The sequence below is a fragment of the Halomonas garicola genome, assembly GCF_055382465.1.
Window position 1 is genome coordinate 2682511 of sequence record NZ_AP043931.1, and the last position, 22825, is coordinate 2705335.

Here is a 22825-nt window from a genome sequence, read left to right on the forward strand (position 1 = left end):
GTGCCAACAGGCCAGAGTTGCACCGCCGGGCTCAGCCCTGGCCTTTCAGCTGCTCTTTCAGTTTGGCGGGGACCTGTTTGATGATCAGGCGGTCGCCGGCCTCGTCGTATTCCACGCTGCCGCCGAGCAGGTGCGAATCGAAGCTGATCGACACCCCGCCGGCGCGGCCGGTAAAGCGGCGAAACTGATTGAGCGTGCGCTTATCCGGGGGGATTTCCGCCGCCAGGCCGTAGTCGGCGTTGCGGATATGGTCGTAAAACGCCTTGGGCTGCTGCTCGTCCACCAGCTCCGAGACGTCTTCCAGGGTCATCGGCTCGCCCCGGCTCAATTGCTCGTTGGCGTAGCCCACCAGGGCGTCGGTTTTCTCCCGGCTGGCAGTATCGTCCAGGTCCTCTTTCTCGACGTAGTCGCTGAACGCTTTGAGCAGAGTGCGGGTATCCGCCGGGGCGTCGGCGCCCTCAACAATGCCCAGGCACTCGGCCAGCGCCAGGGCAAGCTTGCTGCCGCCGCGCTCCTTAAGAAAAGACGCGTACTGGGTCTGCCCGTCGCCGCCCTGCCACTGGGTGATGTTCAGCCGCGCGGCAAAGGTCAGCTGGCGCACGTTGAGCTGGGCCGCGGGCACGGCGTGGTGCGAGGCGTCAATGCCGATACCCTCGCGCTGGTGAACCAGCGCCACGAGCAGCGTGCGGGTATCGCCCTGCTGCTGGTCAACGAGCACTAGATAGCCGCCAACGCCCAGCTGCCCGGCGAGGCGGTTGGCCAGGCGTTCGGCCAGCTTTTGCGTCACGCCGGCAAAATTATCGCTGCCGTCAAGCCAGGCCTGCAGCCAGGCCGATACCGGCGCGGCCTCGGCGCCCTCTTCGGCAAAGCGGCCCCAGCCCTTGGGCTTGGCGTTGAAGGTTTCATGCAGCGCCGCCGCCAGCGCCTCGAGGTGCGGGTCATCCAGCGGGTGGGCGGCGTCGGCGGGCGTCAGGGTTAGCGTTTCGCCGTCAAGAGTCGGGTCAAGGCGATGAACGATGCTGTGCAATAGCGGCATGGCGGCTGTCTTTTATTCAGTACGGGATAAAGGCCTGGGCCGAAACGCCGGCTCAGGGCTTGAGGCGGTAGCCGGTGCGGAATATCCACGCCACGGTCGCCAGGCACAGGGCCAGAAACAGCGCGATGACCGCCACGCTGGCGCCGATGCTGACGTCGCTGACGCCGTAGAAGCTCCAGCGAAAGCCGCTGACCAGATAGACAACGGGGTTGAACAGGGTCACGCCCTGCCAGAACGGCGGCAGCATATCGATGGAATAAAAGCTGCCGCCGAGAAACGTCAGCGGCGTAATCACCAGCAGCGGCACCAGCTGGAGCTTTTCAAAGCCGTCGGCCCAGATGCCGATGATAAACCCGAGCATGCTAAAGGTCACCGCGGTGAGCACCAGAAACAGCACCATCCAGAGCGGATGGGCAATGTGCAGCGGCACAAAGAAGTTGGCCGTGGCAAGGATAATCAGCCCCAGCACGATCGACCGGGTCGCCGCCGCGCCGACGTAGCCGATGACGATCTCCAGATACGATATCGGCGCCGAAAGCAGCTCGTAGATGCTGCCGGAAAAGCGGGGAAAAAAGATGCCGAAAGAGGCGTTGGACACGCTCTGGGTCAAAAGCATCAGCATGATCAGCCCGGGGACGATAAAGGCGCCGTAGCTCACGCCGCCGACCTGGTCGATGCGCGAACCGATGGCCGCGCCGAACACCACAAAATACAGCGAGGTAGAAATAATCGGCGAGACGATGCTCTGCAGCAGGGTGCGGCGCACCCGGGCAATTTCGGCCATGTAGATGGCCCGGACGGGGTAGAGGTTCATGCACGCTCCTGAATCAGGTCAACGAAGATATCTTCCAGAGAGCTTTGCCGGGTGTTCAAATCCTTGACGCGAATACCGGCGGTTTTTAGCGCGCTCAGCAGTGCGGCGATGCCGTGCTCGCCTTCTTCCCGCGCCGCGGCGTCGTAGGTGTACTTGAGCGTCGCGCCGTCGTCGGCAAGCGTCAGATCAAAGGGCGCGAGCACCTCGGGCACCCGGGAAAGCGGCGTGTGCAGCTGCAGGGTGAGCTGCTTGCGCCCGAGCTTCTGAATCAGCGCGGCCTTTTCTTCTACCAGCACCACTTCGCCGTGATTGATCACGCCGATGCGGTCGGCCATTTCCTCGGCCTCCTCGATGTAGTGGGTGGTGAGAATGATGGTCACGCCGTCTTCGCGCAGCCGGCGCACCACGCCCCACATTTCCCGGCGCAGGGCAACGTCGACCCCGGCGGTGGGCTCGTCAAGAAACAGCACCCGGGGCTCGTGGGACAGCGCCTTGGCGATGAGCACTCGGCGCTTCATGCCGCCGGAGAGCGTCATCAGGCGATTGTTGCGCTTGTCCCAGAGGCTTAACGCGCGCAGCACCTTTTCAATGTGCGCGGGGCTTGGCGGTCTGCCGAACAGGCCGCGGCTGAAGCTCACCGTGTTCCACACCGTTTCGAACGCTTCGCTGGTCAGCTCCTGGGGCACCAGGCCGATGAGCTTTCGCGCGGCGCGGTACTGGGTGATGATGTCGTGCCCGGCTACGCGGATATCCCCGCTGCTGGGCGATACCAGCCCGCAGATAATGCTGATCAGCGTGGTCTTGCCCGCGCCGTTGGGGCCGAGCAGGGCAAAAATCTCGCCGCGCTGGATCTCAAGATCCACGCGCTTCAACGCCTCAAAGCCGCCCTCGTAGGTCTTGCCCACGCCGTTGATACGAATGATGGAATCGTTCACCACAGCCTCCCGAGCAAGACGTAAAGGCGTTCTACCTTAGCACGCTTAGGGGTAGCGCTCGCCAGCCGCACGTATCGCCCGGCTCTACCGCGGCGTTGGCGACGGCCAGCATGGGCAAACTCGGCGCTTATTTTCAACTTGAGGCATACTTTATATTCATGTTATTTTCGGCGGATTTTTCACGCCAGCCAGCCAAGGTGGCAGAAGTATAACGCGCTCTTGTAAGCACGCCATATGGCCCGTCAATTCGTTGCATATAGCTTGAGAACAGCATGTCTAAAAAAAGCCCCGACGCCCCGCCTAGCCAGGGCTCCCTGACCCAAGGCTCCCTTAGCCACGACCCTCTTACCCGAGGTCCTTACCCGGAACTCACGCTGCATGCCATTATTGTGGGTTATCTTCTGGGTATTGTTCTCGCCATTTCGATTGGCTATGCGTCGTTGAAGCTGGGCTTTTCCATCGAAGGCTCCGAGCTGGCGGCGATTTTAGGCTTTGGTATTTTGCGCGGCATGCTGCGTCGCCGGTCCATCGTGGAAAATAACGTGGTTCAAACGGTGGCCTCCGGCGTTAACGGGGCCTCGTCCGGCATGATGTTTTCCGTACCGGCGATTTTTATTCTGGGCTACGGCACCGAGTTCAACCCTTACGTCTTGACGTTTGGCGCTATCGCCGGGGCCTTTCTGGGGATCGCCTTTATTATCCCCCTGCGCAAGCAGATGATCGACTACGAACGCCTGACCTACCCCGGCGGGGTGGCGGTGGCGTCGATTCTGAAATCGCCCGGGGCGGGCATTCGCAAGGCGCTGCTGTTGGTCGGCGCCATGCTGCTGTCGGGCATCGTGCACGTCGTCTCTCTCGTGTCGGGGGTTGAGTACTGGCCCCTGTTCGAACAGCTGGGCTTGCCGGCCTACCTCAACGGCACCTGGTATCTGTCCTTAATGACCGCCGCCGTGGCCTTTATTGCCGGCCGTGGCGGGCTTGCGTTTATCATCGGTGGCTTCGTTTGCTACTGGGTATTAGCCCCGCTACTGGATATTACCGGCATGTTTCCCGTCGTTGATGGCACCACCATCACTGACCCGAACCAATTACGGTTAATATTATTCAGGCCTACCGGGATCGGCATGCTGATTGGCGGCGCCATTGTGGGGGTTTTATTTGCCCTGCCGCTCATCGCCTCGGCGATCAAGTCGATGCAGTCATCAGCCAAGAACAATGCGGCGTTAAGCAAGGATGAAATGCCCATCAAGCTACTCTACTTCGCGGTGGTGGGTGCCGCTATATTGCTCGGCGTCATGGCCGTGACGTCGGCCCAGGAAGTGGGCTTATTGCGCGGTGTCGTGATGGCCGCGCTAGGTACTCTGTGGATTTGGATGGCGGGTATAATTTTGTCCGAATCCATTGGCCGTACCAACTGGTCGCCGCTGTCGGGGTTAACCCTGATTGCCGTTACCCTGTTGATCATGGTGACCCAGATGTTTGGCGGCATGAGCACCGGCCCGGCCATCGTGGCGGCGATTACCGTGGGCGCTGCCACCTGCGTGGCGATGAGCCAGGCAACCGACCTGATGTTGGACTTGAAAACCGGCTACCTGGTCGGGGCGACCCCGCGCAAGCAACAGCTGGGCCAGTTTATGGGGGCCTGGCTTGGCCCCATCATCGTTATCATTCTCATTTTTATGCTGCATAAGGCCTTTGGCCTCGGGGGCGAGGAGTTCCCCGCGCCCCAGGGTCAGGCGTTGGCCTCTATGGTAGAAGGCATTACCGGCGGCGACGTGCCGGCCGCCAAGTACATCGCCGGGGCGGTGCTGGGCGGCCTGCTGTCGCTACTGCAAACGGGGCTGGGCATTACCGTCGGCCTGGGCTTTTATCTGCCCTTCAGTATTGTTCTCACCTACGCCGTGGGCACGTTAATCCGCGAGATTGTGGACCGCACCAAAGGCCAGGCGTGGGCAGAAAATAAAGGCATTCCGATTGCCGCAGGCCTCATCGTCGGTGAGGCCCTGGTTGGCGTGGGCAACGCCGTTTACGTGATTGCATCGGCCTGACAAGGAATAGACAGATGAAAAACGCAGCCTTTATTTTGGTGATCCTCGCCTTTTTAGGCGGTGCTTTTTTAGCCTCGCTGGACGAAAACGAGGTTAACTGGCTACTGTTTACCCCGACCATGCTGGTGGGCTTTGTGAGTGCCCTTGTGTATATCAAGGAGTCCAACAAAGCCGCCATCCATAGCGATACGCTCAAGAACAACCAGACGACCATGGACACGTCGCTGCATAACATCGTGGCCAACCTGAACGCCCTGGAAGGCCGCAAGGACAAGGTGCCTACCTATGACATGCGCTTTGAAATTGATCATCTGTTTCGCGAGGATTTACGCCAGTTTGCCGATGCGCGCAACAGCATGAAGCACCTTTTCGGCATTCAAAGCTTTGCTGACATCATGAGCTCCTTTGCCGCGGGCGAGCGCTATATCAACCGCATCTGGTCGGCCTCAACCGACGGCTATGTCGATGAAGTGCTGCTGTACGTCTCCAAGGCCAACGACCAGTTCAAACACGCGCTGGACGTGTTCGATGCGGCGCAAAAGCAGCACAGTAATACGGCCTCTTGAAGCTATTGATAGCGGCGGTCCCGGTGCTTTAACCAGCCGCCCGGATGGGCGCCCCGGGGGTCGCGGTGGGTCCAGTGCAGTACGCCGCCCTTGTCATTCCACACGTACTCGCCGTAAAACGCCACGGTATCGCCGGCCTCCAGCCCGCTGACCCGCGGGGCCAGGTCGATATTATGGGCAACCAATAAGGTTTGCCCGCTGGCCAGGCGCAGAATAAACCGCTGGTGGCGGCTGCCGTCCAGGTCATCGTCCAGTATCGCTACCACCCGCCCGCTATCGGCAATCTGCTGCCGGTGGTGGCGCCGCTGGTAAGTCGGGTGGGCGCCGTCGCCCTGCTGCTCGTCCGCGGCGGGCGCCGGCGGGCCGGCGTCGCCGGTGATCCGCGACAGCAGCGACGGGCTGTACTGCGCCATGCCGGCGATCATCATCGCCAGCAGCAGCCCCCATACGCCCGCTCTTTTCATCCCACCCGCTCCTTCAAAATGGCGCCAGGGCTGCTTATCAGCCTTTGATCCACAGGCAGGTCACGGCGTCGCCCTTCTCCACCGCGGTATGGGCCGGCACGACCACCAGGGCGTCGGCGCCCACACACGACGAGAGCACGCCGGAGTTCTGGTCGGCAAAGGCCGTAGCAACCGGGCCTTCGGGGGTAAACGCAAGCGCGGCGCGCATGTAGTGGCTGCGCGGGCCGGTGCGGGTGGCAAAATCGGCGGTGGCGGGGATCGCCGGCAGCGCGTCAAGCGCCGGGCAGCCGGAAAACGCGCCCATCAGCGGGCGCAGGAACAGCCAGGCGCCAACAAAGCTGGAAACCGGGTTGCCGGGCAGGCCAATAAAGCGGGTGTCGCCGCCGTTTCGGGCGTTGGGTAAACGCCCAAGGGCCAGCGGCTTGCCCGGGCGGATGGCGAGCCGCCAGAGGTCCAGCTGGCCGAGGCTTTCCAGGGCGTGCTTGACGTGGTCTTCCTCGCCCACGCTGACCCCGCCGGTGCTGATCACCACGTCGGCATCAAAGGCAACCTCGCCAAGGATCGCTCGGGTCTCGTCGAAGTCGTCGGGCACGTTGACGCAGCGGGTGACCTCGGCACCAAAGCTTTCCAGCAGGCGCTTGAGCATGGGCCGGTTGGTGTTATAAAGCTGGCCGGGGCCCAGCGGCGTGCCGGGATCGATGACCTCATCCCCGGTGGATAACAGCGCCACCCGCGGCCGGCGGCGCACCTCGACTTCGACCACGCCCTGCCCGGCCAGATGGCCGAGTGCGGCGGCGTCCAGCCGAGTGCCGGCGGCAAGCAGAACGCTGCCGCTGGCGACGTCCCGGCCGCGCCGGCGGATGCTGTCGCCGACGGTCAGCTCTTCGGGGAAGCGGGCGCGCTCGCCCTCGCGCTCGACGCGCTCCTGCATCACCACGCAGTCGGCTCCAGGGGGCACCGGGGCGCCGGTAAACAGCCGCGCGCAGGTGCCGGGAGCCAGCGGCTCCGGGGCGCTGCCGGCGGCCACCCGCTGGCTGACCGACAGCCACTGGCCGCCATCCGCCGCGCGCAGGGCGTAGCCGTCCATGGCGCTGTTATCAAAGTCGGGGACGTTCAGCCGGGCGATCTGGTCTGCGGCCAGCACCCGCCCGCCGGCGTGATCCAGCAAGAGCGGTTCGCTCTCCAGCGGGGTAACGCCTTCCAGCAGCGCGCCCAGCGCCTGCTCAACGGTGCCAAGCTCAGGAGAAGACTGTTCAGCCATGCTGCCCCCGCCCCGGAATCACCAGGTTAGCGAAGTTACACGGCTTGTGGCGGCTGTCGAGCTGCTCGGCGAGGATGCCGTCCCAGCCGGTGCGGCAGGCGCCGGTGGAGCCGGGCAGACAAAAGATCACGCTGTTGTTGGCAAGCCCCCCAAGCGCGCGGCTCTGCACCGTAGAGCTGCCGATCTCGTCGCCGCTGAGCTGGCGGAAACGCTCGCCGAAGCCCTGGACTTCCTTGTCCAACAGCACCGAAACGGCCTCTGGGGTGGAGTCGCGGCCGGTAAAACCGGTGCCGCCGGTGGTCAGCACCACCTGGATGTCGGGATCGGCGATCCAGCCGGCGACAATCGCGCGGACGTGGTAAACGTCGTCGGCCACCAGGCGCTTTTCCACCACTCGGTGCCCGACCTCGGTGGCGCGCTCCACAAGCGTCCGGCCGCTTTTGTCGGTGTCTTCGGTACGGGTGTCCGAAACGGTCAGCACCGCGATATTCAGCGGTATCATCGGTTCGCTCATGGCGATATTGCCCTCTGTAATAAGGTGGCGTGAAAAAGGTGGCGTGGTGTTTTAGCCCTGCTTCTGTGCCTCGCGTGCCTCAAAGGCGGCCAGCTGTTCCGGCGTGGCCTTCTCCTGATAGCGGGCCTTCCATTCGCTGTACGGCATGCCGTAGACGTACTCCCGGGCGGTTTCGTAGTCCAGGGATTCGCCGCGCTCCTCGGCCTCGGCCACGAGCCACTTGGACAGGCAGTTGCGGCAGAAGTCGGCCAGGTTCATCAGCTCAATGTTTTGTACTTCCTTGTGCGCGTCAAGGTGACGCAGCAGACGGCGAAAGGCGGCGGCTTCAAGCTCGGTGCGGGTAGCATGGTCAAACGATTGCATTTGGGGTTCCTTCAGAAAGGCCGCTTGCAAAGCAGCGTGTATGACGATGAGGCGAGGCTACCGGCCAGCTTAACAAAAAGCGCGCCGGCGGCCAGCGCCTGCCACGCCCGCCGATCACAGCGTATGTTGATCAGTTGGTCAACAAACAGGCTGGACAAAGCGGGAGCGCGGGCGCCATCATTCACATAGTCGACAAATTTACTCAGGTATCGCACGCGCCTCGCCGTGCCCCTGATGACCTCAACGGCTGGCTACGGGAGACCCCGCCATGATACCCCCTAACGATCTCACAGGGCTGATTCTCGCCGGTGGCGAAGGGCGGCGCATGGGCGGGCGCGACAAAGGCCTCGAGCTCCTCGCCGGCCGGCCGCTGGTGGCCCACGTCAGCGAGCGCTTTGCCGGCCAGGTGAGCGAGCTTGTGATCAGCGCCAACCGCCATCCGCAAAACTATCGGCGCTACGGCGACCGGGTCGTGGCCGACCAAGCGTTGGACGGCCAGCGCGGCAACTTTCACGGCCCGCTGATGGGCCTTTACGCCGGGCTTTGCACGGCGCGCACGCCCTGGCTGCTGGTCGCCCCCTGCGATATCCCGGCGCTGCCCCGAGACTTCGCCGCGCGCCTGATCCAGGGCCTTGGCAATGCCGATATCGCCGTGGCCCACGACGGCCAGCGGGTGCACCCGGTCATCGCGCTGATGCGCACCGATCTCGCTACAGCGCTGGGCCAGGCGCTGGACGCCGGCAAGCGCTCGGTGCGCGAGTTTTATGCCGGCCGCTATGTCAACGAGGTAGACATGGCCGACTGCGCCGGCGAGCTTGTCAACGTCAATACGCCCGCCGACAAGGCACGCCTTGAAGCCACGCTTGCCAGGGAGGCCTCATGACCCCGTCACCGGTAACACCCGCAGCAAAAGCGCCTGACGGGCCGCTTTCCTGCTTCGACCTGGACGACCGCCAGCTAAGCGTGGAGCAAGCGCGCGACACCCTGCTGACGCTGGTGGAAGCGCCGCTCCCCCAAGAGCGCATTGCCCTGCACGCTGCCCACGGCCGGCGGCTGGCAGAAAGCATTACCGCCCCCATCGACGTGCCGCAAAACACCAACGCCGCCATGGACGGCATCGCCCTTGCCTGGCAGGCCGGGCAAGCCCGCTGGGCGCTTGCCGGCCAGGCGCTTGCCGGAGCGCCCTTCACCACGACGCTGGCCCCCGGCGAGTGCGTTACCATTGCCACCGGCGCGCCGCTGCCAAGCGGCGCCGACACGGTGATCATGCGCGAGCAGCTGGAGATACACGCCGACCACGTTATGGTAGCCTCCCCGGATCGCGTGACGCCCGGGCAAAACGTCCGCCAGGCCGGCGAAGACATCGCTCGGGGCAGCGTGGCGCTTACCGTCGGCGAGCGGCTCGACGCTGCCCGTCTGGGGTTTGCCGCCTCGCTGGGTGCCGGCGAGGTGGCCGTGTATCGCCGTCCCCGGGTGGCGGTGTTCTCCACCGGCAGCGAGGTCACTGCCCCTGGCGAGGCGCTGCCCGCCGCGGGCATTTTTGACGCTAACCGCTTTACCCTGGGCGGGCTGGTGCGCGAGCACCAGGCCGAGGTCATTGACCTGGGGATTTTGCCCGACTGCCCGGCCACCATCCGCGAGGCGCTTGACCGCGCCACCGCCGATGCCGACCTGGTGCTGACCAGCGGCGGCGTTTCCATGGGCCAGGCCGACTACACCCGAGAGGCGCTGGACGCGATTGGCCAACTGGCGTTCTGGCGCGTGGCCATGCGCCCGGGGCGTCCGCTGGCCTGCGGCTGGCTGGGCGAAGCGCGCACGCCGTTCGTCGGCCTACCGGGCAACCCGGTAGCGGCTATGGTCGCCTTTTTACAATTTGTGGCACCGCTTCTGGAACGCTTGGAAGACCGGCCGCCGCGCCCGCCCACGCGGCGGCAAGCAGTGGCCGAAGAAACCTTTACCGGGCGCGAAGGCCGCTGCGACTTTATCCGCGGGGTGTATACCGTGGACGCCCGAGGGCGACTCGGGGTGCGCAGCACCGGCGCCCAAGGGTCGGGCATACTGGCGTCGATGGTCGACGCCAACTGCCTGATCGAACTGCCCGATACCTGCGCGGCGGTATCGCCGGGCGACACGGTCACGATTCAGCCGTTGAGGAGAGACCCATGACGCAACAACAACAGCTCATCGATAGCTTCGGCCGGCGCGTTAACTACGTTCGCATGTCGGTTACCGATCGCTGTGACTTTCGCTGCGTGTACTGCATGAGCGAAGAAATGACCTTCCTGCCCCGGGCCCAGGTGCTCACCCTGGAAGAGCTGGGCATGGTCGCCCGGGCGTTTACCGAACTAGGGGTAGAAAAGATTCGCCTGACCGGCGGCGAACCGCTGGTGCGCGGCGGGGTAACAAAGCTGGTGGACGAAATCGGCGCGCTGCCGGGGCTCGACGACCTCACCATGACGACCAACGGCGCGAGCCTGCCCAAGCACGCCGAGGCGCTGTATAACGGCGGCATGCGCCGGCTCAACATCAGCCTTGACTCGCTGGACCCGGAGCGCTTTAAGCGCCTGACGCGCACCGGCAACCTTGACAAGGTCATCAGCGGCATCCGCGCCGCCAAGGAGGCGGGCTTTAAGCGCATCAAGCTCAACGCGGTAATTCTCAAGGGCCGCAACGAAGACGAAGTCCTCGACCTGGTGGATTTCGCCCGGGATGAAGGGCTGGACATCAGCTTCATTGAGGAAATGCCGCTGGGCGAAGTGTCCGACCACGGCCGGGACGAGACCTACTACTCCAGCGACGACGTCAAGGCGGACATCGAGTCGCGCTATCCGTTGGTGCCCACCACCGAGGCCACGCCGGGACCATCGCGCTACTTCCGCATGGCGGACAGCGACTCGCGCATCGGCTTTATTTCGCCGCACAGCCATAACTTCTGCTCCACCTGCAACCGCGTCCGGGTGACGGTGGAAGGCCGGCTGCTGCTGTGCCTGGGCAACGAGCACTCGGTGGATCTGCGCGCCGTGCTGCGCCGCTATCCCGGCGACATGGACGCGCTGAAAGAGGCGATCATCAACGCCATGCCGCTCAAGCCCGAGCGCCACCACTTCACCACCGACGGTGATGTCCAGGTGGTGCGCTTCATGAACATGACCGGCGGCTAAGCGTCGCGCCAGCAGGCCTCAAGCTCGGCCACCGGCAGCGGTCGGTCGAACAGATAGCCCTGGTAGGCGCAGCAGCGGCGCGCGGCCAGCCACTCATGCTGGGCGTGGGTTTCCACGCCCTCGGCAATTACCGCAAGCCCCAGGCTTCCGGCCAGCGCTATGATACTTTCCACGATAGCGCCGTTGGCCTTGCTTGCGGGCAGCTCGCGCACGAAACTCTGGTCGATCTTGAGCTGATCCAGCGGCAGATAGGCCAGATACGCCAGCGACGAATAGCCGGTACCGAAGTCATCAAGCGAAAAGCGCAGGCCGAGCTCGCGCAGGTGCTGCATTTTCTTCCGGGTCTCGTCTCCGGCCTCGACGAATAGCGACTCGGTCATCTCCAGCTTGAGCCTTGACGCCGGCGCGCCGGTACGCTGCAGAATAGCCTCGACCCGGGGCACGAAGTCAGCCTCGACAAACTGCACCGGGCTAATGTTGACGGCCATCTCCCAGGCCGCGGTGCGCGGGTCGCTCTGCCACGCCACCAGCTGCGCGCAGGCGCTTTCCAGCACCCAGGCGCCTACCTCATTAATCATTCGCGACCCTTCCAGCAGCGGGATAAATTCCCCCGGCGATATCAGGCCGCGCTCGGGGTGCGCCCAGCGCAGCAGCGCTTCAACACCGTTGAGCTCGCCGGCCGCGTTGACCTGGGGCTGGTAGTACAGCCGCCATTCGTCGTTGGCCAGCGCATGGCGCAGGTCAGCCTCCAGCCGCGCCCGGTTGACCAGCTTGGCCTGCATGCGCGGGTCAAAGAAGGCTAGGGTATTGCGCCCGGCGTCCTTGGCCTGAAACAGCGCCATGTCGGCCTGCTGCAGGCAGCACTCCACCCCGTCTTCGCTGCCGTCAAGCATGGCAATGCCGATGCTGCCGGTCACCGTCACCGTGGCGCTACCCAGCGCCATCGGCCGCCCGATCGCTGCCAGCAGCTTGTGGGTCATACGCTCGGCCTGCTCCGCCGCCGGCCCGAGGTCGGCATCCAGCTGATGAAGCACGACGGCGAACTCGTCGCCGCCCAGCCGCGAGAGGGTGTCGGTTGGCCCAAGCGTGCTCCTGAGCTCCCGGGCCATGCGCTGCAAAAGCTGGTCGCCGGCGTAGTGGCCCAGGGTATCGTTGATCTGCTTGAAGTTATCCAGATCCAGAAACAGCAGCGCGCAGTGCGTCGTTTCGCGCCGGGCGGCCGTCAGGCTCTCGCCCAGGCAGTCGAGGAGCAAGCGGCGGTTGGCAAGCCCGGTCAACGGGTCATAAAACGCCAGCCGCTGGATCTCCCGCTCGGCGGCCTTGTGTTCGCTCATATCGCTCAGGGTAGCGACATAGTGGGTCAGCTCGCCGCTTTCGTCATGCACCGCGCTCAGCGTCGCCCACTGCGGATATACCTCTCCGCTTTTGCGCCGGTTCCAGAGCTCGCCTTCCCAGAACCCCTGGCGGTTAACGCTTTGCCAAAGCGCCGTGTAGAAATCGTCGCCGTGGCGCCCGGCGCTTAGCGTGCGCGGGTGCCTGCCCAGCACTTCTTCCTCGGCGTAGCCGGTCATCTGCAAAAACGTCTCGTTGACCTTGAGAATGCAACACTGGGGGTCGGTGATGGCCATGCCCAGATGGGTATGAAACGCCGTCGCCGCAATGCGCAGCTCGGCGTCTTCAGGGCGGCCGTCCGCTATAGGGGATATGTCAGTCATGGTGCCAGCAAGGTCTTGGTTATCGCGTTGATTATCTTGCAATAGCATGCCAGATCCAGCGCAGCAGTAAAGTATCTGCCGGCGCTATACCCGGCATACGGCAGGGGGTGGGCATTTGACAGCGCGCCGGATTGCCGCTAACTTTATTTTAAAGTAAATGAGAATCACTACAAAGGCGTCCCGGTCATGAACAGCGAAGCCCGCCAACTGCGCCAGACACTGATCTTTTTGCGCACCTCCTTCGAGGCGGTGCAGCATTCCATTGCCGGTCGCCTGGACGACCCGCTGCCGTGCTGGCTGGACGCCACCTTGCTGACCATGCTGCTGCGCGAGCTGTGCCGCTGCCAGCAGCAGGCCCGGCCGCTCTCCCGGGAGGCCTGCGACCAGCTCGGCATTGCCGGCGAGCGCTGCGAATTGCTCCTCAAACAGTGCCCCGGGGTGCTCAGCAGCACGGTTTGCCATCGCCAGCTGGCGGCTATTCTGCTCCCTCTTGGCGGCGCCCTGGCATGCCTGGAGCTGCCGGCCCCGAAGCGCCGCTGGCCCTGGCAGCGGCGCTGAGCGTATGCTGGCGCTACCTGATGCCGTCAACCCGGGAGACCTTTCTTGCTTTCACTGTTCAGCCTGCTGATTTCGCTCGGCCTGGTGGGCGCGGCGGCCTCCAGCGGCGCGCGCTTCCGTCCTGACGGCTGGTATCGCCAGCTGGCCAAGCCCGCCTGGACGCCCCCCGACCTGGCATTTCCCATCGCCTGGGGCATTTTGTACCTGCTCATGGCGCTTGCCGCCTGGCGGGTGTTTCTCGCCGAGCCGTCGACCTGGCGCACGGCGGGGCTGATCGTCTATGCGCTCCAGCTCGCCGCCAACGCGGCCTGGTCGTGGCTGTTCTTCGGCCGCCGGCAAATTCTGCTCGGGCTTTTGGATATCGCCCTGCTGCTGGGCCTGATCGCCGTATCCATCGCGCTGTTCGCCCGCTCAAGCGTCCTTGCCGCCTGGCTGATGGTGCCGTACCTGCTCTGGGTCACGCTGGCGCTGGCGCTCAACGCCAGCGTCTGGCGGCGCAACCGCCGCGCCTGAGCCGCCCAGCGCCTGGGCCACCCGCGAGGCCAGAATGGCGACAATATCCGGGTGCTCGCCCACCAGCGCCGTCGAGACGATGCGCCGGCCCGGCCGGCGCTTGGCCGCCGCGCAGATGCCGTCAATATCGCCGCCTTCCCCGGCGTGGCGGCCCGGCGAGAGAAACAGCAGGGCCAGCACCACGTCGCTGCCGGCCAGGGCCTCGCTTTCCAGCGCGTGCTCCAGCAGCGGTTCGTTAAAGCGATACTCCTCGCCGTCGCGGCGCTCCATGGAGGCCGGCATCACGCCCGTGGCCTCGCCGGCGAGCAGCACGCTGAGCTGGCCCGCTAGGCGGTTGCGCACCGCGGTGACCTCGGGGGCGGGGCTGCCGTGATCCACCAGCACCACGTTGAACGGCGCGTCTGCCGGGGCGCAGGCGCGCACGTGGTCGGCGAGTATCCGCGCCAGGCGCAGGTCTACCGGGGCCTGCTCGTCCACCAGCGGCGGCGCTACCGTCACGCCAACGCCTGGAAAGCGCGCCTGCATCTCGCCCAGACGCCTGGGCAAATAGTCGGTCAGCGCCCGGCTGGGGCCAAAGAAAAACGGGATCACGACGATCTCTTTTGCCCCCCGAGAGGCGGCCCGCTCGGCGGCCGGGCCCAGGGTGATCGCCGGCTCGCCGCCGAGCTCGTCAGCGGGGATCTTGTACGAATGCAAAAGCGATGCCGCCTGCACCGGCTCACCGCAGGCCTCGCTCAGCCGCGCCGCTACCCGGCGCAGACTGTGCGTTGCCTGGGGCCGCAGCGAGCCGTTATCGACCAGAAAAATCGCGCGCCTGGAGTCTGACACTGCGTCGTCCTTCTATTGGAGAGTGGCGCTATGCCAAGGCGCTGGCATAGCATGGCGTGCACCGACTGCCGTCATACCCAAGGAGTACCATGCCCGCCTCGTCCCGGCCCGCCGCCGTTCCGCTTTCCAGCCTGCTGCTTGCCGTTGCCGGCGCTGTGGGCATGGCCACCATCGGGGTCATCTCGCGCATTACCGGGCTGAACGCCGAAAGCATCACCTTTTACCGGCTGGGGCTTGGCGCCTGTTTTCTGCTGCTCTATCTGGTGCTCACCCGGCGCGGGCGCTACCTGCGCTACGCGCCGGGCTGGGGCGTTGTGATCAGCGGCGGCTTTCTCGCCGCTTTTATTTTGTTTTACGTCCAGGCCATGAACTATACGCAGATGGCCAACGCTATCCTGATGGTCTATCTGGCGCCGGTGTTTTCTGCCGTGGTCGCCCACTTTCTGTTCCGCGAGCGGCTGGGGCGCGCCCAGATTCTCTGTATTGCCACCGCCCTTTTCGGCTTTGCCATGATGCAGGAGTTTCGTCTGCAGCTGGGCGGCGGGCGCGACGCCGTCGGCCTGGGTTTCGGGCTGCTGGCCATGCTCGCTTACAGCGGCTTTATCCTCAGCAACCGCGGCCTGCCACGACGCCTTAACGACCGCACTGGGGCATTCTGGCAGCTGTTTTTCGGCGCCCTGGCCATTCTGCCGTTTGCCCTGTTAAGACCCGAGGGGCTCACCGCCGCGCCCTGGCAGTGGCCGTGGCTGCTGGGCACCGGCCTGGTGCCCGGCTTTCTGGCGCTGCTGTTTGCCGTGCTCGCCATCAACCGTCTGCCGACCGCGCTATACGGCACGCTTGCCTACTGCGAGCCGCTGGCCGTGGTGCTGTTTGGCTGGAGCCTGTTTGGCGAGGCGCTGACGGCGCTGCAGCTGGCCGGCGGCGGGCTGGTGCTCGCCGGCGGCATCTTCCAGGCCCGCCTGAGCCAGCGCGCCTGACGGCAAGCGCGGCGGCCGGCCGCGGTCACACCATCAGCCAGCCAAGGATCAATAGCCCCAGGCCAATTTGCACGATCGCCCCGAGTAGCCCCCCGCGAAGCAGGGCGCGAAAGCCGCCCAGCAGGAGGAAAAGCCCTACCACCAGCACCAGGATGCTGAAAAACGAGTCGCTGATTCCAAGCGAGCGCGTCAGGCCGTCGACAAAGTCGTCGACGGCGGCAAACGCGTTGCCAAATAGCGCCAGCAGGAAGGTGACAAGCGCGTGAATGGCGTTGCCGATCGCCTCGCCGACATCGTCGAAAAATCCGTTGGCCAGCATGGTTCATTCCCTTTTGCAGATGATCCGCCCATCATCCCTTGATCGCTGCGCCTGGCGCAACTTTCCTGCCCCGGCGACACGTCAGGCCGTCCGTATAGACCTTTGCCCCATTGCTTTTGCGTTCTATCCCGGGGTATCCCAGAGTCAGTGCAGGCGGGAGAGACTGCCCTGGCGAGCGTGGTGTAGAGACGCGCCGCCAGCGGCAGCGCCGAAGGAGCAACAGCCCCGGAAACTCTCAGGCAACCGGACCGCCTGCACAACGACATTCCGAAGAGCAGCCGGCCACCGCCGGCGCACCGAAGGAGCAAGCGCCGACGCGCGTGAATCTCTCAGGTTCAAGACGGAAGGGGCAAACGCTGAACAGCGATTCGCGGCTGTTTTACAGCGCTTTTGAATCCCCTTCTTCCCCTGCTTCGGGAGCACACCATGCGCCATATTGCTGTCATCGGCGGCGGCATTACCGGTATTACCACCGCCTATAGCCTGTTGAAGCGCGGCTTTGACGTCAGCGTGTTCGAACAGAACCGCTACGCCGCCATGGAAACCTCGTTTGCCAACGGCGGCCAGCTGTCGGCCTCCAACGCCGAGGTCTGGAACCACTGGCCCACTATTGTCCAGGGGCTGCGCTGGATGCTGCGCGGGGACGCGCCGCTGCTGGTCAATCCGCGCCCCGGCTGGCACAAGCTCAGCTGGTTTGCCGAGTTCATGCGCGCCATCCCGCGCTACGGCGACAACACCACCGAAACCGCGCGGCTGGCCATTGCCGCGCGCGAACACCTGTTTCGCTGGGCGGAAGAGGAAAACATCGACTTTGACCTCAAGCACAAGGGCATTCTGCATATTTACCGCCACAAGGCCGGCTTCGACCACGCCGCCAAAGTCTCCCAGCTGCTGGCCCGGGGCGGGCTTGAGCGCCGCGCGGTGACCCCGGACGAAATGCGCGAGCTGGAGCCGACGCTTGCCGGCGAGTATTACGGCGGCTTTTATACAGAAAGCGACGCCACCGGCGATATTCACCAGTTTACCCAAGGGCTCGCCGGGGCCATAGAGCGCCGCGGCGGCCATATTCACTACGGCTACTGCGTCGAGGACCTTGGCGCCGACCAGGACGGCGCCTGGGTCACCTCAAGCGCCGGCGGCGCGCCGGTGCGCCAGACCTTTGGCGGCCTGGTGATCTGCGCCGGCACCGCCAGCCGCGCGCTGGCTTCAAAGCTTGGCGACCGCGTCAACGTCTATCCGGTCAAGGGCTACTCCATCACCGTGGAGCTTGATGATCGGGCCTCCCAGGACGCCGCGCCCACGCTGAGCCTGCTGGACGATGAAACCAAGCTGGTGACCAGCCGCCTGGGCGACAGGCGCTTCCGCGTTGCCGGCACCGCCGAGTTCAACGGCTTCAACAAGGATATCCGCGACGAGCGCATTCGTCCGCTGATCCGCTGGGTGGAAGAGTGCTTCCCCGGCGTCAGCACCCGCCGGGTGGTGCCCTGGGCCGGGCTGCGCCCGATGATGCCCGACATGATGCCCCACGTCGGGCAAGGCAAGCAGCCGACGGTATTTTATAACACCGGCCACGGCCACCTGGGCTGGACGCTTTCCGCCATTACCGCCGAGATGCTGGCCGATACCGTCACCGACGTCTCAAGCACAGGGCAGCCGGCCCGGGCCCGCTAAGCAGGCGCGGCGGCCATGGGTAATGGCCCGATGCCGCCGCTCAGCGGCTTTTCAGCGCCTTCAGGGCCGCTTCCAGGGAACCGCGCTCGCGCCGGGCGTAGAGCGCGATTTCATCGATCACCTCGGCGCCCAGCGCGGCCTCAAACTGCGCCTGACTCGAGCCGTCCGGCGGCGCCTCGTCCCGGCTTTCCTTCCCGTCGTCCCGGTGCGGCGGTTCGCCGGACAGGTTCGACTGGAAAATCCCCGCGGCGCTCACGGGTAAAAAGTCCTCGTACACCATCGGCGTTGCCAGCAGCGCGCCGCGCTCCACCAGCGCCTCGACGTTATCCGTCTGGAGGGCCTCATCGGAAAGCCGCTGGGACTCCCGCAGGTCACTAGCCGGCCAATAGTGAAAAAATGCCAGCCCCTGCCGGCGCAGCGCGGCGTCGTCGTCGGGAAACTCGGCAAAGGCCTCCGTCAGCCGCGCCTGGTGGGTGGCGTTGTCCGCGGCCGGCGCCTGCTGGTTGACGCTTGCCAGCAGCCGGTCGTACAGCGCACGCCCTTTGGCCGTCAGCGCCACGCCGCGCTGCTCGATCTCGCCGAACCGAGCGGTATGCGAGCCCTGAGCATCGCCGGTAAAGCGCACCGGCTCGTCGAGCGCCTTGAAGCTGGTCTGGCGCAGCAGCAGCGGGCAGCCCCGGTACGGCGGCCCTTCAATGATCGCCTTGGGCTCGATGCCGTAGTCGGGCATGCGCCGCTGGACCTCGTCGATATCCAGCGTGCGCGGCGTCAGGTGGTTGATGTGCGGGCCGCGAAAGCACACCACGTCGGCAATCAGCCGGTGCTCGGCGCTAAGCGCGTCGTAGGTGGGCTTGTCCACGGTGGCGTCGCTGTGCCAGCGGAACGTTTCCAGCGCCTCGTTCACGAACGTTTTGGCGTCGCCTTCGTCGAGCCCGCCCTGGGCCTCGCTGCGCTCGATTAGCTCTTTTACGCCGGGGGTAAAAATGTCCCGGGCGTCGAGCAGCGCCAGCGCCCGCTCGCGCAGGTCGTCCGACGTAATAAGCTCGGGACGCAGCAATGAAGTGAACACGCGAAACGGATTTTCCTGGAGGGCGTCGTCGGCGACCGGCCGAAACGCCGTGGAATGTACCGGCACGCCGGCCGGGGAAAGATCGTAATAGCCCACCGGGAACATGCCCATGACCGCGAACAGGCGGCGCAGCATGGCAAGCTCGGCCGGCGTGCCCACGCGGATGGCACCGTGGCGCTCCACGCCCAGCCGGCGCACCCCGTCGGCGGAGGCCAGGCGGGCGGCAAGCCCGACATCGGCGGCGAGAGTTTCGCGATTAACCGCCTCTACCAGTTCGACCAGCGCCCCGTACTGGGGCACCTCCTTGCGATACATATCGGACATCGCCCGGGCAAAGCGCGCGCGTATCTGATCGGGACTTATCCACTGACTCATGGAGTGACTCCTTGCCAAGCAGCAGCGTGTGCTCACACCATAACCGCCCTTTGGCCGCGACGTGTACCACAATTGCCCCGCTTTTCTGCATAAAGGCGCCAGCGAGGTCGCAAAGGGGTTAAAAGGCCGGCGCCGGCGGCGCGTTACGTTGGCGAACGCCGGCGCAGGGCTTAAGCTGGTTGCCCGTGCTGCCAAGGAGCCTTCATGCCCGCGCTTACCGCCACCCGGCTACTCACCGACCTTGCCGCCACCCAGCGCCGGCGCCTGGCTCTGGCCGCCGGCTGCGGCCTGCTGGAAGGGGCTCTGGTCGTACTTCAGGCGGGGCTCTTTGCCTGGATCGCCAGCGCCTTGCTGGTCGATCACCGGCCGCTTGCCCGGATGGCGCTGCCGTTTGCTCTCTGGCTTTCAACGCTGCCTCTACGCGGGCTGCTCGGCTACGCCCGGGAAACCCTGGCCCAGGACGCCTCGCTGGCGGTGCGCAAGCGCCTGCGCCACCGACTGCTGGATCACCTGGCGCGGCTGGGGCCGGTGCAGGTGGCCGGGCACCACACCGCGTCGCTTGCCTACCAGGCGGTGGAGCAGGTGGAGGCGCTGGACGGCTACTTGGCGCGCTTTCGCGTGCAGCTGGTACTCGCCGTGGCGGTGCCGCTGCTGGTGCTTGGCATCACGCTCTACCTCGACTGGCTGGCGGCGATCTTTCTGCTGCTGGCCGCCCCCTTGATTCCGCTGTTCATGGCGCTGGTGGGCATGGGCGCCGAGCGGCTCAACCGCGAGCAGTTCGCCGCCGTGTCGCAGCTGTCGGGGCACTTCATCGACCGCGTGCGCAGCCTCACCACGCTCCGGCTGTTCGGCCACACCGAGCGCGCCACCCAGAGCATTCACGCCGCGGCGGACGGCTACCGCGTGCGCAGCATGCGCACCCTGCGGCTGGCGTTTCTCTCCTCGGCGGTGCTGGAGTTCTTTGCCTCGGTGGCCATTGCCGTGGTGGCCATCTACGTGGGCTTCGGGCTGCTGGGCTATATCGGCTACGGCCCCGCCGACGAGCTGACGCTGTTCAGCGGGCTTTTCATCCTGCTGCTGGCGCCGGAGTTCTTTCAGCCGCTGCGCAGCCTCGCCCAGCACTACCACGACCGCGCCGCCGCCCTGGGCGCGGCCGAACGCATTGCCGAACTGCTCGACCAGCCGGTGCCGGCCACGCGCCGCAATGATGCCCCGTCGCCGCCCCCCGCAAGCGAGGAAGATTTGCTGGTGCTCGACGCGGCAAGCGTCGCCCATCCGGGCCGCGGCACGGTGCTGGGGCCGGTCACGACGACGGTCAACCGGGGCGATACCATCGTGATCACCGGCGCCTCGGGCAGCGGCAAGTCCACGCTGCTGCAGCTGGCGGCGGGCTTTGTCGCCCCCGAGGAGGACGGCGCCTGCCGGCGCGCCCCAAACCTGCGCTTTGCATGGATGGACCAGCGCCCGCTGCTGGTCCACGGCACGCTTGCCGACAACCTGCGCCTGGCCGACCCGGAGGCCGACGACGCCGCGCTCACCCGGGCGCTGGAAAGCGCGCACCTGGGCGAGCTGCTCGCGCGCCTGCCCCAGGGACTCCAGACGCCCGTCGGCGAGCGCGGCGCCGGGCTATCCGGCGGCCAGGCCCAGCGGCTGGCGCTGGCCCGGGTGTTTCTCTCGGCCGCGCCGCTGGTGCTGCTCGACGAGCCCACGGCCAGCCTCGACGCCCGCAGCGAGCAGGCGATCATGAGCGCCCTTGAGGCGCTTAAGGCCGCCGGGCGCACCCTGATCATCGCCACCCACCATCCGGCGCTGATTGCCCTGGCCAGCCGCCGCTGGCAGCTGGATCAGGGCCGGCTCGAGGAGGTGCCCCATGGCTGATTCTTCATCCCTTATGCGCACCCTGCGCCCCTGGCTCGGCGTGCTCGCCAAACGCCGCCGCCGGCTGTGGCTGGGCGGGGGGCTCATGGCGCTGACGCTGTTGTCGGCGCTGGGGCTGTTTGCGGTGTCCGGCTGGTTCATCACCGCGACCGGCCTCACCGGCCTGCTGTTCGCCGCCGGCGTGGCGGCAACGCTTGACGTCTACGTGCCCGGCGGCCTGATCCGCCTGTTTGCCGTCACCCGCACGGCGAGCCGCTATCTGGAGCGGCTGTACAACCACGATACGGTGCTGCGCCTGCTCGCCGATCTGCGCACCCGGCTGTTTGCCGCGCTGGCCGGCCAAAGCAGCCGGGTGCTCGCCGGCCGCCGGGCCAGCGACTGGCTCAACCGCCTGACCGCGGACATCGACACCCTGGACAGCCTCTACCTGCGGCTGCTGGCGCCGCCCGCCGTGGCGCTGGTAGCCGGGGCCCTGCTCAGCGCCTTCGTGGCATATTTTGTGCCCCTGGCCGGCGCGGTGCTGGGCGCTGCGCTGCTGGCCGGCTGGCTGTGGTTTACCCTGGGGCAGGCGCGGCTGGGCATGGCCGCGAGCCGCCGCCACGTAAGCGAGCTTGAGGCGCTGCGCGGCGGCGTCATGGAAACCTTGCAGGGGCTTGCGGAGCTTGAAGCCTACGCCACCCTGGCCGAGCGCCAGCAACGGCTCGAACGGCTGGAAGCCCGCCTGCACGAAAGCCAGCGCCAGCTTGGCCGCCGGGTGGCGCTGGGCAACGCGCTGCAGGTATGGCTGACCGGCACCGCCGTTGCGGTCACCCTGTGGCTTGCCGCCGGCGCCTTCGAGGCCGGCAGCATCAGCGGCGCGGTAACAGTGATGCTGCCCATGGCGGTGCTGGCCATGAACGAGGCCTTCGGCGCGCTGCCGGCGGCCTTTACCTGGCTCGGCGCCACCCGGGGCGCGGCCGAGCGGCTCAACGAGCTGGCCGACCCCGCGCCTGCCGCCGAGCCGGAGCCCACCAAAGCACCCCCCTCGGGCGAACTGACGCTGACCCTCGACGACGTCGGCGTGCGCTACCCGGGCGCGCTGGAGCCGGCGCTGGACGGGCTCTCGCTGCGCCTTGCTCCGGGTGAGCGGCTGGCCGTCGAGGGCGCTTCCGGCTCGGGCAAGTCGACTCTCACCGCCCTGCTCGGCCGCCAGCTGGCGCCGTCGGAAGGCAGCATCACCCTTGGCGATATAGCGCTCGACGCCTGGCCCGAGGAGGCGCTGCGCCGCCGGGTCGCGGTGCTGACCCAGCAGACCGAGCTGCTCGACGATAGCCTCGCCGCCAACCTGCGCCTGGCCAACCCGGAGGCCGACAACGAAGCGCTCTGGCAGGCGCTCGACCAGGTCTCGCTTGCCGCCTGGGCGGGAGCGCTCCCCCAGGGGCTAAAGACTCGGGTGGGCGAAGGCGGCCGGCGGATTTCCGGCGGCCAGGCGCGCCGGGTGGCGCTGGCGCGGCTTTTCCTGCGCGACCCGGCGCTGGTGGTGCTCGACGAACCCTTTGCCGGCGTCGACCGAACCACGGCGCAGGCGCTGGGCGCCGCGCTTGACGCCTGGCTTGCCGGGCGCAGCGTGGTTTATCTGGTGCACAAGGCCGGCGGTGAGGTCGCGCTACCGGGCATTCAGCAGACGATATCGCTGGTCAACGGCCGGCCGACGCGCGCTGCGACCATACACCACGGCCCTGAGGGCAGCCCGCAGTAATAGGATATTCACACAGCGTATA

At 66.0% G+C, this 22825-nt stretch carries 22 protein-coding genes and 1 riboswitch; of the genes, 11 read left to right on the top strand and 11 right to left on the bottom strand.

Going from position 1 to position 22825, the window contains the following annotated elements; translation table 11 throughout:
- Window positions 1-31: 31 nt before the first annotated feature.
- The 3 genes from ACZ46Y_RS12880 to ACZ46Y_RS12890 are packed head-to-tail and all read right to left on the bottom strand — an operon-like array spanning window position 32 to window position 2785.
- The gene (locus ACZ46Y_RS12880) at window positions 32-1036 is read right to left on the bottom strand and encodes a nucleoid-associated protein (protein ID WP_311955606.1); all 1005 of its coding nucleotides are present in this window, start codon (window positions 1034-1036) and stop codon (window positions 32-34) included.
- 52 nt (window positions 1037-1088) lie between these two features.
- Complete coding sequence (locus tag ACZ46Y_RS12885; protein WP_311955609.1) at window positions 1089-1850, bottom strand: ABC transporter permease; 762 nt, start codon at window positions 1848-1850, stop codon at window positions 1089-1091.
- Window positions 1847-2785, bottom strand: a complete 939-nt coding sequence (locus tag ACZ46Y_RS12890; protein WP_311955611.1) for an ABC transporter ATP-binding protein — start codon at window positions 2783-2785, stop codon at window positions 1847-1849. The genes ACZ46Y_RS12885 and ACZ46Y_RS12890 overlap by 4 nt, the downstream gene beginning before the upstream one ends.
- 272 nt (window positions 2786-3057) lie before the next feature.
- On the opposite strand from ACZ46Y_RS12890, the gene ACZ46Y_RS12895 reads away from it, so the two are divergent.
- Both ACZ46Y_RS12895 and ACZ46Y_RS12900 read left to right on the top strand, forming a co-directional pair.
- Window positions 3058-4833 (top strand): OPT family oligopeptide transporter, encoded by a 1776-nt coding sequence (locus tag ACZ46Y_RS12895; protein WP_311955613.1) that lies wholly within the window; start codon window positions 3058-3060, stop codon window positions 4831-4833.
- A 14-nt stretch (window positions 4834-4847) separates the two neighbouring features.
- Window positions 4848-5399 carry a hypothetical protein gene (locus tag ACZ46Y_RS12900; protein ID WP_311955615.1) on the top strand — a complete coding sequence of 184 codons (552 nt, stop codon included), beginning with the start codon at window positions 4848-4850 and terminating at the stop codon, window positions 5397-5399.
- Between the two features lie 2 nt (window positions 5400-5401).
- Here the strand turns inward: ACZ46Y_RS12900 and ACZ46Y_RS12905 are convergent, their stop codons facing one another.
- Genes ACZ46Y_RS12905 through ACZ46Y_RS12920 form a run of 4 tightly spaced genes read right to left on the bottom strand, consistent with a single transcriptional unit; the run spans window position 5402 to window position 8001 of the window.
- A complete protein-coding gene (locus tag ACZ46Y_RS12905) occupies window positions 5402-5863 on the bottom strand; it encodes a DUF3465 domain-containing protein (RefSeq protein WP_311955617.1) in 462 nt (153 codons plus the stop codon).
- Window positions 5864-5900: 37 nt separating this feature from the next.
- Window positions 5901-7124: a molybdopterin molybdotransferase MoeA gene (locus ACZ46Y_RS12910; protein WP_311955618.1), complete on the bottom strand. Its 1224-nt coding sequence runs from the start codon at window positions 7122-7124 to the stop codon at window positions 5901-5903.
- Window positions 7117-7638 carry a molybdenum cofactor biosynthesis protein B gene (moaB, locus tag ACZ46Y_RS12915; protein ID WP_311955619.1) on the bottom strand — a complete coding sequence of 174 codons (522 nt, stop codon included), beginning with the start codon at window positions 7636-7638 and terminating at the stop codon, window positions 7117-7119. Before moaB ends, ACZ46Y_RS12910 begins: the two co-directional genes overlap by 8 nt.
- A 51-nt stretch (window positions 7639-7689) precedes the next feature.
- Window positions 7690-8001: a DUF1244 domain-containing protein gene (locus ACZ46Y_RS12920; RefSeq protein ID WP_311955621.1), complete on the bottom strand. Its 312-nt coding sequence runs from the start codon at window positions 7999-8001 to the stop codon at window positions 7690-7692.
- Window positions 8002-8269: 268 nt separating this feature from the next.
- Here ACZ46Y_RS12920 and mobA point away from each other — a divergent pair, with 268 nt between their 5' ends.
- The 3 genes from mobA to moaA are packed head-to-tail and all read left to right on the top strand — an operon-like array spanning window position 8270 to window position 11162.
- On the top strand, window positions 8270-8884 hold the full coding sequence (mobA, locus tag ACZ46Y_RS12925; protein ID WP_311955622.1) for a molybdenum cofactor guanylyltransferase MobA: 615 nt from the start codon (window positions 8270-8272) through the stop codon (window positions 8882-8884).
- A complete protein-coding gene (gene moeA / locus ACZ46Y_RS12930; protein WP_311955623.1) occupies window positions 8881-10167 on the top strand; it encodes a molybdopterin molybdotransferase MoeA in 1287 nt (428 codons plus the stop codon). The genes mobA and moeA overlap by 4 nt, the downstream gene beginning before the upstream one ends.
- Window positions 10164-11162, top strand: coding sequence for a GTP 3',8-cyclase MoaA (gene moaA, locus ACZ46Y_RS12935; protein ID WP_311955625.1), 999 nt, complete (start codon window positions 10164-10166; stop codon window positions 11160-11162). Before moeA ends, moaA begins: the two co-directional genes overlap by 4 nt.
- On the opposite strand, the gene ACZ46Y_RS12940 is transcribed toward moaA, so the two are convergent.
- Window positions 11159-12877, bottom strand: coding sequence for a putative bifunctional diguanylate cyclase/phosphodiesterase (locus tag ACZ46Y_RS12940; RefSeq protein ID WP_311955627.1), 1719 nt, complete (start codon window positions 12875-12877; stop codon window positions 11159-11161). The genes moaA and ACZ46Y_RS12940 overlap by 4 nt on opposite strands.
- A gap of 186 nt (window positions 12878-13063) precedes the next feature.
- On the opposite strand from ACZ46Y_RS12940, the gene ACZ46Y_RS12945 reads away from it, so the two are divergent.
- On the top strand, window positions 13064-13435 hold the full coding sequence (locus ACZ46Y_RS12945; protein ID WP_311955629.1) for a hypothetical protein: 372 nt from the start codon (window positions 13064-13066) through the stop codon (window positions 13433-13435).
- Window positions 13436-13480: 45 nt separating this feature from the next.
- Window positions 13481-13948 (top strand): TspO/MBR family protein, encoded by a 468-nt coding sequence (locus ACZ46Y_RS12950; RefSeq protein WP_311955630.1) that lies wholly within the window; start codon window positions 13481-13483, stop codon window positions 13946-13948.
- Here ACZ46Y_RS12950 and ACZ46Y_RS12955 read toward each other — a convergent pair.
- Window positions 13847-14776, bottom strand: coding sequence for a sirohydrochlorin chelatase (locus ACZ46Y_RS12955; RefSeq protein WP_311955632.1), 930 nt, complete (start codon window positions 14774-14776; stop codon window positions 13847-13849). The genes ACZ46Y_RS12950 and ACZ46Y_RS12955 overlap by 102 nt on opposite strands.
- A gap of 89 nt (window positions 14777-14865) precedes the next feature.
- Here ACZ46Y_RS12955 and ACZ46Y_RS12960 point away from each other — a divergent pair, with 89 nt between their 5' ends.
- Window positions 14866-15753: a DMT family transporter gene (locus ACZ46Y_RS12960; protein ID WP_311955634.1), complete on the top strand. Its 888-nt coding sequence runs from the start codon at window positions 14866-14868 to the stop codon at window positions 15751-15753.
- Between the two features lie 25 nt (window positions 15754-15778).
- On the opposite strand, the gene ACZ46Y_RS12965 is transcribed toward ACZ46Y_RS12960, so the two are convergent.
- Window positions 15779-16072 carry a hypothetical protein gene (locus ACZ46Y_RS12965; protein ID WP_311955635.1) on the bottom strand — a complete coding sequence of 98 codons (294 nt, stop codon included), beginning with the start codon at window positions 16070-16072 and terminating at the stop codon, window positions 15779-15781.
- A 144-nt stretch (window positions 16073-16216) separates the two neighbouring features.
- A riboswitch (glycine riboswitch) is annotated at window positions 16217-16333 on the top strand.
- A gap of 165 nt (window positions 16334-16498) precedes the next feature.
- On the opposite strand from ACZ46Y_RS12965, the gene ACZ46Y_RS12970 reads away from it, so the two are divergent.
- On the top strand, window positions 16499-17743 hold the full coding sequence (locus ACZ46Y_RS12970) for a D-amino acid dehydrogenase (RefSeq protein ID WP_311955638.1): 1245 nt from the start codon (window positions 16499-16501) through the stop codon (window positions 17741-17743).
- Window positions 17744-17783: 40 nt separating this feature from the next.
- Here ACZ46Y_RS12970 and hglS read toward each other — a convergent pair whose 3' ends face one another.
- Entirely contained in the window at window positions 17784-19187 is a 1404-nt protein-coding gene (gene hglS / locus ACZ46Y_RS12975) for a 2-oxoadipate dioxygenase/decarboxylase HglS (RefSeq protein ID WP_311955640.1), read from the bottom strand.
- Between the two features lie 204 nt (window positions 19188-19391).
- Here hglS and cydD point away from each other — a divergent pair, with 204 nt between their 5' ends.
- Together cydD and cydC are read left to right on the top strand one after the other, a co-directional pair.
- Window positions 19392-21065 carry a thiol reductant ABC exporter subunit CydD gene (gene cydD / locus ACZ46Y_RS12980; RefSeq protein WP_311955642.1) on the top strand — a complete coding sequence of 558 codons (1674 nt, stop codon included), beginning with the start codon at window positions 19392-19394 and terminating at the stop codon, window positions 21063-21065.
- Window positions 21058-22803 carry a thiol reductant ABC exporter subunit CydC gene (gene cydC / locus ACZ46Y_RS12985; protein ID WP_311955645.1) on the top strand — a complete coding sequence of 582 codons (1746 nt, stop codon included), beginning with the start codon at window positions 21058-21060 and terminating at the stop codon, window positions 22801-22803. Before cydD ends, cydC begins: the two co-directional genes overlap by 8 nt.
- Window positions 22804-22825 lie beyond the last annotated feature (22 nt).